Here is a 12,752-nt window from a genome sequence, read left to right as displayed (position 1 = left end):
TGCCGAGGTTCCCCGGTCAAATCAGCTGCCGCCAGCTTTCGCCAGGAAGTCGAGCAGCAACCGGCTGACCTCGGCGGGCTGCTCCTGCTGGACCCAGTGGCCGGCGCCATCGACGAGATGGCAGCCGAGCATGTTCGTGCACGCGCGGCTCTGCATCGCCTCGAATGCGCCGGGGCGCTGATAAGTGCCCCAATCCTGCTTGCCCGAGATGAAGCAGGAGGGCACGTCGATGCTGCGGCCGGCGAACAGCTGCATCTCATTGTCCAGCATGCCTGACGTGCCGTAGCGATACCATTGCAGCCCGCCCTGGAATCCGGTGCGGCCATACTCGGCGGCGTAATAGGCGAGTTCGCTGTCCGGCAGCCATCGATTGGCGGCGATCGCGTCCGGCGAGGGCATTTCCTTGGCGACCGTCTCCGCCATGGTCTCGTTCAGGTCCATCACGTAATAGGTCGGCAGCTTCGCCAGCTCGCTCGCCGACCACGACGCCAGCGGATAGGGTTTGTTGCCGGCCCAGTCCGCGCTCTTGTGATGATAATAGGCGCGCAGAAAATCATGCACGCCTTGTGGCGCGCGGTGCATGTCGGCGTTCGCCTCGCGCGTCGAATAGTACCATTGATAGTGTATTCGCGGGCGCGGCAGCGCGGCGAGTTCGCGATGAACGGGGTCTTCGGCCGCAGGCTTTGCCGGCATGTCGAGGGTGTCGAACGGGAGCGGCGGCGGTCCGCCGAACGGCGCGCTCATCATCGTCACCGAACGAAACACGTCAGGCCGGATCAAGGCGCACCAGGCCGCGACCGGGCTGCCGAAATCGTGCCCGACCACATCGACCTGCCTGTAGCCGAACGCCGACACCAGGGCGAGCGCATCGCGCACGAGGTTGAGGAGCGAGAAGGGCGCGAGATCGCCATCGTACTCCGCACTCCATCCCGTCGTGCGCCCATAGCCGCGCTGGTCCGGTGCGATCACGTGGTAGCCGGCAGCGGCGAGCGCCGGCATCACCTTTCGCCAGGAGAAGGCGAGTTCGGGAAAGCCGTGCAGCAAGAGGATGCAGGAGCGGCCTTTGGTCTCGAAGCCGGCCTCCAGCACATGCATGCGCAAGCCATTGATGCCGTCGACATAGCGCGAGCGGATGTCGGCGGGCAGCGGAATCGGGGGCAGATCAGGCATGGTGCCTCCTCGTCATGGCCGGGCATAGCCGTCCGAAGGACGGCGTCGCTTCCGCTCGCCTATGCCCGGCCATCCACGTTCTTCGTTGCCGGCAATTGTAAGGACGTGGATGCCCGGGACAAGCCCGGGCATAACGGCAAGAAACAGGAAGATCGGGTGCGCTACACCGCCGCGCAGACGAACGCATTGCCCTTGCGCTTGATCTTCCCCACGGACGGTGACGGGAAGTGCGCCGTGCAGCACAGCGTGTCGGTGTCGCAATAGCGCTCCAGGAAGCTGCGACGCGTCGTTGCGGCCTTGGCCGGATCGACGTCGAACTTGATCGACAGCTCCGGATAGAGCGTCTGCAATGGCGAGTGCATGAGATCGCCGGAGAACACGGCATCGTCCTTGCCGCGACCCATCGTGATGGCGATATGGCCCGGTGTATGTCCGGGTGTCGGCAGGATGCGAACGTGGTCGCCGATCTGATGGTCGTTGCCGACGAGCTCGTGCCTGTTAGCCTCGACCACCGGCAGCACGCTGTCGGCGAAGGGCGGGACTTCCGCCTTCGCGTTCTGCGCGGACCAATGGTCGAATTCCTGCCTGGCGAAGACGTAGCGCGCCTTGGGGAAGGTCGGCACCCATCGCCCGTTCTCCAGCCGCGTGTTCCAACCGACGTGATCGACATGCAGATGCGTGCACATCACGAAGTCGATATCGTCCACCGAGAAGCCGGCCGCGTTCAGCGCGCTCAAATACGTGTCGTCGGTCTTCATGTTCCATTTCGGCCGATTGGGGCGCGGCTTGTCGTTGCCGATGCAGCTGTCGACGAGGATGGTGTGGTGCGGCGTCTTCACGATGTAGGACTGGAAACACAGCAGCAACACGTCCTGCTCGTCCAGCGCCCTGGCCTGACGCATCCATTGCCGATTCTCGGCCAGCACCTCCGCCGTCAGTCCCGGCAGCATCTCCAGGGCCGGAACGAAGGACGTCTCCTGCTCGACGATGCGATGGATGGTGAGATCGCCGATCGAGAACTTGAGGCTCATGAGAACTCCCGCTGTTATGCGGCTGGCGGCACCGAGATCTTCACCGAGGGCCGCTCCAGCATCTTCTGGTGGAAGGCGTCGAGCTTCGGATAGGCCTTGCGCCAGCCGCAATCGGCGAAGCGGAAGTCGGCATAGCCGAGCACGCAAACGAGGCCGATCTGTGAGATGTCGAACGGGCCGTTCAGCACCTCCGGCATGTTCTCGAAGCGCGCCATACCGGTCCAGGCCCTGTTCCAATGGTCGTCCGACCAGGCCTGCCATTGCAGGCCTTGCGGGCGCACCATCTTTTCGTAGCGGCACAGCAGCATGGAATCGAGCATGCCGTTGATCAGGGAGTGATTTGTCTTGGCCTTCCAGCGCCGCGGGCCGTAATCCGGGATCAGGCTCCCGCCGGCCATCTCGTTGAGATATTCGACGATGACGTAGGAATCTAAAATCACGTCGCCGTCATTGGTGATCAGCACCGGCAGCTTCTTCAGCGGCGTGATCTTCGAATAGTCCTCGTTGGGCGTGCCCGGCGTCACGGCCGCGGACACGAACTCGATCTTGTCGATCAGCCCGAGCTCGATCGCGGCAATGCGCACCTTGCGGGCGAAGGGCGAGGCGGGGGAGAAGGTGAGTTTCATGGAACGATCCTGATGAACATCGGGCAGTGCTTTCGTCATTGCGAGCGAAGCGAAGCAATCCAGATTGTCTCCGCAGAAAGAACCTGGATTGCTTCGTCGCAAGAGCTCCTCGCAACGACGAGGAGAGAGCGGAGGCTTACGCCGCGATGATCTCCTGGCGCTGCTCGCCGAGGCCTTCGATGCCGAGGGTGACGACGTCGCCGACATTGAGGAAGGTCGGCGGCTTCATGCCGAGGCCGACGCCGGGTGGGGTGCCGGTGGTGATGATGTCGCCGGGCAGCAGCGTCATGAACTGCGAGACATAGGAGATGCACTTGGCCATCGAGAAGATCATGGTCTTGGTCGAGCCGGTCTGGCGACGCTGGCCATTGACGTCGAGCCACATCGACAGATTCTGCACGTCCTTGATCTCGTCCTTGGTCGCGAGCCACGGGCCGAGCGGGCCGAACGTATCGTGCGACTTGCCCTTGGTCCACTGGCCCAGGCGCTCGATCTGGAACGCGCGCTCGGAGACGTCGTTGCAGACGCAATAGCCGGCGACATGGTTCAGCGCGTCGGCTTCCGACACGTATTTCGCGCGGGTGCCGATGATGGCGGCGATCTCGACCTCCCAGTCGAGCTTGGTCGAGCCGCGCGGCTTCTCGACCGGATCGTTCGGACCCGACAGCGAGGTGTTGGCCTTCATGAAGATGATCGGCTCGCTCGGAATATCGGCGCCCGTCTCCTTGGCATGGTCGCTGTAGTTGAGGCCGATCGCCACGAATTTCGAGATGCCGGTGACGGGCGCGCCGAACCGCGGCTTGCCGGAAACGGCGGGCAGCGAGGCGGGATCGAGCGCCGCCAGCTTCTTCAGGGACTCAGGCGAATAGGCCTCGCCGGTGAGGTCCTTCAGATGCGCCGACAGGTCGCGCAACTGGCCGGATTTGTCGATCAGACCGGGCTTTTCCGCACCCTTCTCACCGTAACGAACAAGCTTCATTCTCGTTTCTCCCTGGAGATTGGACCGATCGGTTAATAGCTTCATGGAACAGGGCGGCAGGAAATTCAACCGCCCAAAACAGAGATCACCCCAGCGCTACGAACCTGAACGCGTCCCCCTCCCGCCTGATATGCCCGGCCGAAAAATGTCCGCCGATCACCAGCGTCGGCGTATCGGCAAAGCGGCCGAACAGCGCTGCCCGCGTTGCGGCCGATTGCGCCTGGTCGGAATCGGCGGGCGAGGACCAGTCGAGATGCGCCATCTGACAGGGGTGATGGGCGACATCGCCGGTGAGCAGGGCCTGTTCGCCCTCAGACTGGATGAGGACGCTCATATGGCCGGGACTGTGGCCGGGGGTCGGGATCATGCTGATCTCCTCGCAGAGCCGGTGATCGCTCGGGATCAAATCGGCCCTGTCGGCATCGACGATCGGCTGCACGGAGTCGCCGAACACGGCCTGCTTGTCCGGCTCGGTCGAATGGTCGCGCCAGTATTCGTACTCGATCCTGCCGAAAGCGTAGCGCGCCTTCGGGAAGGTCGGCACCCATTTGCCGCCGGACAGTTTCGTGTTCCAGCCGACGTGATCGACATGAAGATGCGTGCACAGCACGGTGTCGATGCTGTCGGGCGCAAAGCCCGCCGCCGTCATGGTCTGCAGAAATGGCGTGCTGCGGTTGTTCCAGGTCGGGACGTTGCGGCCCTGCTTGTCGTTGCCAAGGCCGGTGTCGACCACGATGCGCTTGCCGGGCGTCTCCACCACCAGCGAATGGATCGACATTTTCAGCCGGCCCTCTTCAGTGGCGAAATGCGGTGTCAGCCAGGGCAGCTTGCGGATTTCCTCGTTGCTCGCGAGCGGCAGGATGAAGCGGGTCGAGCCGACCGTCTCCGATTCCGCCACTTTGGTGATTTTGACCTTGCCCACCTGCCACTGCATCCGGCACCTTCCCAGCTTCTTTTTGGTGCCGAAACATGCGGTTTTCCGCCGTCAAGCGCAATGGATCATCTGACGCGATACGGCGTTATCGCGGGAACCCTGGAGAGAGCCATGCCGGAGCTTACGATTTCCGCTGAGAAGGTCGCCTTCATCATCGAGAAGGCGCGTGAATTCGACGTCAAGGAGGGGGATTCCGATCCGGATTCCGGCTCGAACCCGAGCGACGACGATGCGGTCGATGTCCTCGAGGATGATGGCTCCGACCCTGTCGTGCAAGAGCTCGGCAGCTTCATGATCGCCTTGAACGAGGACGAACAGGTCGACCTCGTCGCGCTGACCTGGCTTGGTCGCGGTGACGGCACGATCGATGATTGGGACGATCTGCGCGCCCGCGCCGTGGAGGCGCGCGGTGAGTATCGCAGCCCGCGCCGCGAAACGGTGCACTATCTGCTCGGCGAGCCGATGCTGGGCGATCTGCTCGCCAACGGGCTCGAGGAATTCGGCATCGACTGGACCGGCGAGCGCCTCACCGCCGATTCCTCCGATCCCAGCGAGCGTGACGAGGACGAGGCGACGAAGCAGCGCTGAATGCGGAGAGCTCTCTCCCCGCGAGGGGAGAGAGGAGAAGCCTTACAGCGTGCCCGGGAACGCACCACCATCCAGCAGAATGTTCTGCCCGGTGATGAAGCCGGCCTTGGCGCCGCACAGGAAGGCGCAGGCATAGCCGAACTCGTCCGGCTGGCCGAAGCGGCCGGCGGGGTTGAGCTTGGCGCGCTCCGCCAGGATCTGCTGCGGCGTGACGCCGCGCTTGTCGGCTTCGCCCTTCGCGGTGCTGGTCAGGCGATCGGTCTCGAACGGGCCCGGCAGAAGGCCATTGATGGTGACGTTGTTGATGACAGTCTTGCGCGAGAGGCCGGCGATGAAGCCGGTGAGACCGGCGCGCGCGCCGTTAGAGAGGCCGAGGATGTCGATCGGCGCTTTCACCGCGGCCGAGGTGATGTTGACGATGCGGCCGAACTTGCGCGCCATCATGCCGTCCACCGTCGCCTTGATCAGCTCGATCGGGGTCAGCATATTGGCGTCGATCGCCTTGATCCAGTCGTCGCGGGTCCAGTTGCGGAAATCGCCGGGCGGTGGGCCGCCGGCATTGTTGATCAGGATATCGGGCTCGGGACAGGCCTTCAGCACCGCCTCGCGTCCCGCAGGCGTCGTGATGTCGCCGACGATCTCAGTGACCGTGACATCGGGATAGGCCTTGCGGATCTCATCAGCCGTTTTCTTCAGGGCTTCGGCACCGCGCGCGGTCAGCGTGACATGAACGCCGGCGTCCGCCAGCGAGATGGCGCAGGCGCGGCCGAGACCCTTGCTGGATGCGCAGACGATGGCGCGGCGACCCTTGATCCCAAGATCCACTGTTTCACTCCGTAATGTCAGGTAGGTTTGGACGACGGCACTCTAGCCAAGTGCGGCGCCGCTGGTAAGGGAGGGGCTCGCACCAAAATGCATGCGCGTCCACGCTGCGATGCAAATGCGCCAGATCAGATGCGCCGCTCCTGCTTGAGGCGGTCGATGGCGGAGGTCGCCTCCGGCGGCAGCGACTTGAAGCCCATCTGGCCGGCGGCCGAGAACAGCGGCCGCAGGTGCGAGCCGGCGAGGAAGGGCGGCTCGCGGTTGGCCGGCACGATCTGATCGAACACCAGCACCAGCGTGGTGGCGACGAGGCCGACCCTGATGGCGCCGAGCGCGGCGCCGCCGAGCCGGTCGCCGATGCCCGCCTCGCCGATGGTGTCGTTCAGCGCCATGCGGCCGATATGGCCGAACAGCATGCCGATCACCACGAAGATCGCGAAGAACCAGATCCAGTTCTGGAGCAGCGGCGAGTTGGCATTGCCGGCAATCTGCGGTGCGATCATCGGCATCAGCGCAACCGCGATCGGCGCGGCGAGAAGATAGGCGAGGATGGTCATGGCGCTGCGCAGCAGGCCGGTCCTGAAGCCGAAGCCGACCGCGACGGCGAGCGCGGCATAGACGGCGAGATCGAAACTGTTCATGAGCGACACCCTGCCTACGGAACGAATGAACGTCGAACCGATCATTCCGGTTTCAGATCGCTAAAATCGTCTGTATTGATGGCCCCAAAGCTCGCGGGATCGCGCCCAAGGAAATCGATAAGGAAATCGGCAAGGAAGTCGTCATGTCAGACCTATTCGACGTCAGTAAAGAGACCATCCTCGTCACGGGCGCGAGCCAGGGGCTGGGCCGGCAATTTGCCCGGGTGCTGGCGGCGCATGGCGCATCGGTTGCGCTCGCCGCGCGGCAGACCGACAAGCTGAAGAGCCTCGAGGCGGAGATCCGCGGCAAGGGCGGCCGTGCGGCAGCGGTCGCGCTCGATGTCACCGACACCGCCTCGATCGCCAAGGCTGTCGATGCCGTCGAAGCCGCGCTCGGTCCCGTCACCGTGCTGATCAACAATGCCGGCATCGCCATCGAGAAGCTCGCGACCGAGCAGACCGAGGCGGACTGGGACGCGGTGATCGGCGCCAATCTGAAGGGTGCCTATTTCCTCGCGACCGAAATCGCCCGCCGCATGATTGCGCGCAAGCAGGAAGGCAACATCGTCAACATCGCCTCCGTGCTCGGCACCGGCGTGCTCAAGGCGGTCTCGCCCTACGCGATCTCCAAGGCCGGCATCATCCAGGCGACGAAAGCGATGGCGCTGGAACTGGCGGGACAGAACATCCGCATCAACGCGCTCGCGCCGGGCTACATCGACACCGAGATGAACCATGCGTTCTGGTCGACGCCATCAGGCGAACGCCTCGCCAAACGCATCCCCCAGCGCCGCGTCGGCGCCGAGTCCGATCTCGACGGCGCCATCCTGCTGCTGGCGTCCAACGCGTCGCGGTACATGACCGGGAGCGTGGTGACGGTGGACGGCGGGTTCTTGCTGAATTGATTCACGTCGTCGTTGCGGACAAGCGCTTTTCGCTCCGCTGTCGTCCCGGACAAGCGCGCCCAAAGCGCGCGCAGATCCGGGACCCATAACCACAGGGAGAAGTTGGGGCGCGCGATGGCAACTCCGAGTCTTCGCCAAACCATGTCCTGTGGCTATGGGTCCCGGATCGGCGCTTACGCTTGTCCGGGACGACAGAGGGGAATGACGCGGCGGCAGCTTCACACTACCGCATCTCCGCACCTATCATGTCCGCCGCCTTCTCCCCGATCATGATCGTCGGCGCATTGGTGTTGCCGCCGATCAGCGTCGGCATGATCGAGGCGTCGACGACGCGCAATCCTCCCACGCCGTGCACCTTCAGCGCCGGATCGACCACGGCCATCGCGTCCGTCCCCATCTTGCAGGTGCCGACGGGGTGATAGACGGTGTCGACGCGCTCGCGCAGCACGGCGCGGATATCGTCGTCGCTGCGCACGTTCGCGGTGAACATGTCCTTCTTCTGCAGCGCGCGCAGCGCCGGCGTCTCCATCAGGCGGCGCGTGGTCTTGAAGCCCGCGACCATGGTCTCGAGATCGTCCTCGTGCCCGAGGAAGTTCGGATCGATCAGCGGCGCCTGCATCGCATCAAGGCTGGCGAGCGAAACGCTGCCGCGGCTCTTCGGCCGGAGCAGGCAGACATGGCAGGAGAAGCCGGTACCGCCATGGCGCTTGCGGCCGTGGTCGTCGACCATCGCCATGCCGAAATGCAGCTGGATGTCGGGGATGTCGAGATCGGGCCGCGTCTTCAGGAAGCCGCCGCATTCGGCGAAATTGGAGGTGAGGGGACCGCGGCGCTCCCGCCGATATTGCAGGATGGCGCGGATCAGCCGCGGCATGCCCTTCAGCGAGATGCCGGAGAAATAGGGGCTGTCGGACATGTAGCCGAAGATGAAGTCGGGATGGTCCTGCAGATTCTGCCCGACGCCCGGCAGATGATGCACGCTTGCGATGCCGTGTGCGCGAAGCGCGGCGGCGTCGCCGATGCCCGACAGCATCAGGAGCTGCGGCGACTGGAACGCGCCGGCGGCCAGGATCACCTCACGCCGCGCGCGAAGCTGCTTCAATTCCTTGCCCTGGCGGTATTCGATGCCGACCGCGCGCCTGCCCTCGAACAGGATGCGCGTGGCATGCGCCTGCGTCACGACGCGCAAGTTCGCGCGCTTGCCCATGTGCGGATGGACATAGGCCCGTGCCGCGCTCCAGCGCTCGCCGTTCCTCTGCGTCACCTGGTAGATGCCGAGGCCTTCATGGTCGTCAGTGTTGAAATCCTCGCGAATGCGGAATTGCCCCTCCTGCGCCGCCTGCAGGAAGATCTGCTGAACCGGATTGCCGGAGCGCAATTTGTTGACGAAGAGCGGCCCGTCCTTGCCGTGATAGTCGTCGTCGAAATCGGCGTTGTTCTCCGACCGCTTGAAATAGGGCAGCACGTCTGCGTACGACCAGCCGGTGTTGCCGAGCGAAGCCCAGTGGTCGTAGTCGGCGCGGTGGCCGCGGATATAGACCATGGCGTTGATCGCCGAGGAGCCGCCGAGCCCCTTGCCGCGCGGCTGATAGCCGATGCGGCCGTTCAGCCCCTTCTGCGGCACGGTGTTGAAGGCCCAGTTGTTGACGGTGCCGGCGACCATCAGCACCAGCGCGCCCGGCGTGGTCACGACCCAGTTGTCGCAAGCCCCGCCGGCATCGAGCAGCGCCACGGATGTCGCCGCATCCTCCGACAGCCGGCCCGCGACCGTGCACCCGCCCGAGCCCGCGCCCACGACGACGAAATCGAATGTGTCGGTCAATTGTTTCCCCCCCCCGCATTTTATTTGTCGTCATTGCGAGCCAACGGGTCCGCGCAGAGCGCGGCCCGATGACAGGCTCCGCGAAGCAATCCAGAATCCTTCCGCAGAGACAATCTGGATTGCTTCGTCGCTTCGCTCCTCGCAATGACGGTGTTCGACGACCTACGACATGAACCGCATCAGCTTCTCCAGCCGCGCGATCTTGCCGCCATAGGGCGGATAGAGATCGGCGAGGCGGTTGAACCTGGAGCGATAGAACACCGGCTTCAACTTGCTGAACGTCCTGAAACCCCATTCGCCGTGATAGGCGCCGGTGCCGGAGGCGCCGACGCCGCCCATCGGCTGGTTGATTTGCGTGAAGTGAAACAGGCAGTCGTTGACGGTGACGCCGCCGGAGACGGTGCGCGCCAGCACCTCGTCGCGCGCGGCAGCGTCCTTGCCAAACCAGTACAGCGCCAGCGGCCGGTCGCGGGCGTTGACGAAAGCGATCGCCTCCACCGGCTCGCGAGTGCCGAGCACCGGCAGCACCGGGCCAAAGATCTCCTCCTGCATCGCCGCCATCGTTTCGGTCGCACCAGCGATCAGCGTCGGCGGGAATTTGCGATGCGCCTTCCAGTTGGGATCGTCGGGCTTTGCCGGTTGCAGGATTTTTGCGCCGTGCCGGGCTGCGTCCGCGACGAGGCCTTCGAGCCGGGCATAATGCCGGTCGGAGATGATCGAGGTGTAATCCTTGTTGGCGGGATCGGTGCCGAACATCCGCCGCATCTGCGCGCGGACCTTTTCGGCGAAGGCCTGTAACGAGCGCTCCGGCACCAGCACATAGTCCGGCGCGATGCAGGTCTGCCCGGCATTGAGCAGCTTGCCATAGGCGATGCGCTCGGCCGCTTCGTCGAGATCGGCCGAGGCATCGATGATCGCGGGCGACTTGCCGCCGAGCTCGAGCGTGACGGGCGTCAGATTGCGTCCCGCGGCCTCGGCGACCAGCCGCCCGACGCGCGTCGAGCCGGTGAACACGAGATGATCGAACGGCAGGCTCGCAAAACCCTTGGCGACCTCGTCCTCGACGCCGGTGATCAGCACCTCCGTTGCATCGAATCGCTGCGCGACCGTCTCCTGGAGCAGTGCCGAAAAGTGCGGGACCAGCTCGCTCGGCTTGATGATGACGCGGTTGCCGGCGGCGATGGCGCCGATCGTGGGCGCGAGCGTGAGCTGGAGCGGGTAATTCCACGGCGCGATGATGCCGACGACGCCGAGCGGCTGCGGCATCAGGCGGTTGCGCGCAGGCAGGAATTGCAGCGCGGTGGCGACGCGCTGCGGCGTCATCCAGGCCCTGAGGTGCTTGGTGGCATGCCGGAGCTCGGAGAACAGCAGCATGGTCTCGGCGATGGTGGTCTCGACCGCGCAGCGGTGGCCGAAATCGACCGAGATCGCCTGCCGGAAGCGCTCTTCATTGTCGGCGACGACGCTGCGCAGCCGCGCCAGCCGGTCGAGCCGCTGGGCGAGGTCAGGCGCCGGCTCGTCCCGCGACCGTGCGCGCATGGCATGGAAGGCCTCTTCGAGGGCCTGCAGCGGAGCGTTCGTCAGGGATTTGTCCACGGCGTCCCTCCCTCCAGCCGTTTCAGCCTTAATCTTGTTGCCGCAAGCTGGCCCTTTGTGGAACTTCTGGCAAGAGCCCGCGGAACGGCGCGGAAATTCGTCCATCCCCCTGTCATAAAGTCGAAAAAAACGTTCCCGCAGCCCTTTCCAAAGCCAGCCCGCCTTGATACATACGCCCCGCACCCGATGGGCTTTGCCCCGGGGTCGCCTTCCAAGGAAGCCTTTGGGACGGAAGAGCAAGCCACGCGAACAGCGCCGGCCTCAACCGACCGTCCCCGGGATTTTCACAAAGGCACGCAACAGTTTAACGCGGGGTGGAGCAGCCCGGTAGCTCGTCAGGCTCATAACCTGAAGGTCATAGGTTCAAATCCTATCCCCGCAACCAAATTTGGATTGACCGGATCCGAGACGAAAACGGCCCGCGTGACGCGGGCCATTTTTGTTTCGGAGCTGCTGTTCTCAAAACTCCCTAACCACTTTCCCATCCGCCCCGACCAGCGTCGACGGCGCTTCCCCGAACACCAGCCCCTCCGGCTGAAACTTGATCGTCTTCCCACCTTCGACGAACTCGGCAAAATTCCTTGGCGTCGCCGCGTGCACGCCGTTTTGCAGGAAGTCGCCGGTCTCGTAGCAGGTGTCGGGCTTGCCGCTGGCGCCTTCGCCCAGGAACGTCTGGAAGTTCTGGCTCGTCACCTTGGCCTTCTTGCGCGCGGACCAGTTGGTGTAGCGGCGGTAGAGTTTTGGCGGGATCACCGGGCCCTTGTCGGTCGCGAGTACGGCGGTGTCTCCGGCCTTGGGTTCGCGCAGGTCGAAGTCGAAGGGGCCGATCGTCTTCGCGAGATGCTTCCAGACCGGCAGCTTCCTGGTGCGCGCAATCTTGGCCAGCGCAAGGAAAGCCCTGATCTCGTCTTCGTTCATCGAGGAGTAGAACGTCGGATAGGCAAAGCCCTCCCCGACCAGCCAGTGGTTGATGTCGACCTTTTCGCCCGCGACCGTCACCTCGATGTCGCCGACCAGCCGGCCATAGGTGTCGAACACCTCGTTCGGCGCATCGACATGGGTGAACACCCGGCAGGCCAGCGCGGCTTCGCCGCTGCTGCTGAGGAAATCGTGCAGTGCCTTGCTCGCGGTCGCGCCGAGGAATTGTCGGTAGGAATGGGTGACCTCGTGATAGGCCTGCTTCGTGGCATCCGTCAGCCCCTTCTTCTCGGCAGCCGAGAGCGGCGACGGCATATAGTGCAGCTCCGGTGCGTCGATGCCCTGGAGGCGAACGGTGAGCTTGCCGTGCTTGATCGGCGTCGTCGACGTGCGGCCCTTGACCTTGGCGCCCTCGAAGACGTGAGTCGGCTGGAACGGCGCAGAGCCGCTCTTGCGGAAGCGGACCGCGTCCGGCGCCATAGTCACCAGCACCTTGGTGGTATCGGCGTCCGACCGCCCCTCCGGCCAGAATTGGCCGACATCGATGGTGCCTTCGACCTCCAGCAGTCCAACGGGCATCGGCCGCTCCTGTCGAACGCGCGCCACGCCGTCGGGCGACTCGCGCGCATAGCTGGCAGTAGCGGATCATCTTCGTGCGACAGGCCCGTGACCATATGTGAGACGGGTGGGACCACGTCACGGCGCCGGCGAACAAAACGC

At 64.5% G+C, this 12,752-nt stretch carries 12 protein-coding genes and 1 tRNA gene; 3 read left to right on the top strand and 10 right to left on the bottom strand.

Features of this window, described 5'->3' with window-relative positions:
* Nucleotides 1-21: 21 nt before the first annotated feature.
* From EHH60_RS10260 to EHH60_RS10240, 5 genes are all read right to left on the bottom strand, one after another.
* On the bottom strand, nt 22-1,170 hold the full coding sequence (locus EHH60_RS10260) for an alpha/beta hydrolase (protein ID WP_124159340.1): 1,149 nt from the start codon (nt 1,168-1,170) through the stop codon (nt 22-24).
* A 161-nt stretch (nt 1,171-1,331) separates the two neighbouring features.
* On the bottom strand, nt 1,332-2,201 hold the full coding sequence (locus EHH60_RS10255) for an MBL fold metallo-hydrolase (protein ID WP_124159339.1): 870 nt from the start codon (nt 2,199-2,201) through the stop codon (nt 1,332-1,334).
* A 14-nt stretch (nt 2,202-2,215) separates the two neighbouring features.
* A complete protein-coding gene (locus EHH60_RS10250; protein ID WP_124159338.1) occupies nt 2,216-2,827 on the bottom strand; it encodes a glutathione S-transferase family protein in 612 nt (203 codons plus the stop codon).
* 136 nt (nt 2,828-2,963) lie between these two features.
* Nucleotides 2,964-3,806 carry a fumarylacetoacetate hydrolase family protein gene (locus tag EHH60_RS10245; protein WP_124159337.1) on the bottom strand — a complete coding sequence of 281 codons (843 nt, stop codon included), beginning with the start codon at nt 3,804-3,806 and terminating at the stop codon, nt 2,964-2,966.
* A gap of 85 nt (nt 3,807-3,891) precedes the next feature.
* On the bottom strand, nt 3,892-4,740 hold the full coding sequence (locus EHH60_RS10240) for an MBL fold metallo-hydrolase (protein WP_199751390.1): 849 nt from the start codon (nt 4,738-4,740) through the stop codon (nt 3,892-3,894).
* 111 nt (nt 4,741-4,851) lie between these two features.
* Between EHH60_RS10240 and EHH60_RS10235 the strand changes: the two genes are divergently transcribed.
* The gene (locus tag EHH60_RS10235; RefSeq protein ID WP_124159335.1) at nt 4,852-5,328 is read left to right on the top strand and encodes a DUF3775 domain-containing protein; all 477 of its coding nucleotides are present in this window, start codon (nt 4,852-4,854) and stop codon (nt 5,326-5,328) included.
* Nucleotides 5,329-5,370: 42 nt separating this feature from the next.
* Here EHH60_RS10235 and EHH60_RS10230 read toward each other — a convergent pair whose 3' ends face one another.
* Both EHH60_RS10230 and EHH60_RS10225 read right to left on the bottom strand, forming a co-directional pair.
* Entirely contained in the window at nt 5,371-6,153 is a 783-nt protein-coding gene (locus EHH60_RS10230; RefSeq protein WP_035669603.1) for an SDR family oxidoreductase, read from the bottom strand.
* A 125-nt stretch (nt 6,154-6,278) separates the two neighbouring features.
* Nucleotides 6,279-6,791 (bottom strand): CvpA family protein, encoded by a 513-nt coding sequence (locus EHH60_RS10225; RefSeq protein ID WP_124159334.1) that lies wholly within the window; start codon nt 6,789-6,791, stop codon nt 6,279-6,281.
* A gap of 143 nt (nt 6,792-6,934) precedes the next feature.
* Between EHH60_RS10225 and EHH60_RS10220 the strand changes: the two genes are divergently transcribed.
* Nucleotides 6,935-7,696: an SDR family oxidoreductase gene (locus tag EHH60_RS10220; protein ID WP_124159333.1), complete on the top strand. Its 762-nt coding sequence runs from the start codon at nt 6,935-6,937 to the stop codon at nt 7,694-7,696.
* Nucleotides 7,697-7,919: 223 nt separating this feature from the next.
* On the opposite strand, the gene EHH60_RS10215 is transcribed toward EHH60_RS10220, so the two are convergent.
* Nucleotides 7,920-9,518, bottom strand: coding sequence for a GMC family oxidoreductase (locus EHH60_RS10215; protein WP_124159332.1), 1,599 nt, complete (start codon nt 9,516-9,518; stop codon nt 7,920-7,922).
* Between the two features lie 162 nt (nt 9,519-9,680).
* Nucleotides 9,681-11,114, bottom strand: a complete 1,434-nt coding sequence (locus EHH60_RS10210; RefSeq protein ID WP_124159331.1) for a coniferyl aldehyde dehydrogenase — start codon at nt 11,112-11,114, stop codon at nt 9,681-9,683.
* Nucleotides 11,115-11,422: 308 nt separating this feature from the next.
* Here EHH60_RS10210 and EHH60_RS10205 point away from each other — a divergent pair.
* Nucleotides 11,423-11,499: transfer RNA gene (locus EHH60_RS10205), tRNA-Met, on the top strand.
* Between the two features lie 74 nt (nt 11,500-11,573).
* Here the strand turns inward: EHH60_RS10205 and EHH60_RS10200 are convergent.
* Nucleotides 11,574-12,611, bottom strand: a complete 1,038-nt coding sequence (locus EHH60_RS10200) for a thermonuclease family protein (RefSeq protein WP_124159330.1) — start codon at nt 12,609-12,611, stop codon at nt 11,574-11,576.
* Between the last annotated feature and the right edge of the window lie 141 nt (nt 12,612-12,752).

Source organism: Bradyrhizobium sp. RP6 (assembly GCF_003837805.1).
Taxonomy (GTDB): domain Bacteria; phylum Pseudomonadota; class Alphaproteobacteria; order Rhizobiales; family Xanthobacteraceae; genus Bradyrhizobium.
Note: the sequence above shows the minus strand (reverse complement) of the source record. Positions and strands in the feature narration are given on the sequence as shown.

Bases quoted from the DNA above. Each gene is read 5' to 3' on its own strand.
- EHH60_RS10225 (WP_124159334.1), bottom strand. From the start codon at position 6,791: ATGAACAGTTTCGATCTCGCCGTCTATGCCGCGCTCGCCGTCGCGGTC.
- EHH60_RS10200 (WP_124159330.1), bottom strand. From the start codon at position 12,611: ATGCCCGTTGGACTGCTGGAGGTCGAAGGCACCATCGATGTCGGCCAA.
- EHH60_RS10260 (WP_124159340.1), bottom strand. From the start codon at position 1,170: ATGCCTGATCTGCCCCCGATTCCGCTGCCCGCCGACATCCGCTCGCGC.
- EHH60_RS10245 (WP_124159337.1), bottom strand. From the start codon at position 3,806: ATGAAGCTTGTTCGTTACGGTGAGAAGGGTGCGGAAAAGCCCGGTCTG.
- EHH60_RS10235 (WP_124159335.1), top strand. From the start codon at position 4,852: ATGCCGGAGCTTACGATTTCCGCTGAGAAGGTCGCCTTCATCATCGAG.
- EHH60_RS10220 (WP_124159333.1), top strand. From the start codon at position 6,935: ATGTCAGACCTATTCGACGTCAGTAAAGAGACCATCCTCGTCACGGGC.
- EHH60_RS10255 (WP_124159339.1), bottom strand. From the start codon at position 2,201: ATGAGCCTCAAGTTCTCGATCGGCGATCTCACCATCCATCGCATCGTC.
- EHH60_RS10240 (WP_199751390.1), bottom strand. From the start codon at position 4,740: ATGCAGTGGCAGGTGGGCAAGGTCAAAATCACCAAAGTGGCGGAATCG.
- EHH60_RS10250 (WP_124159338.1), bottom strand. From the start codon at position 2,827: ATGAAACTCACCTTCTCCCCCGCCTCGCCCTTCGCCCGCAAGGTGCGC.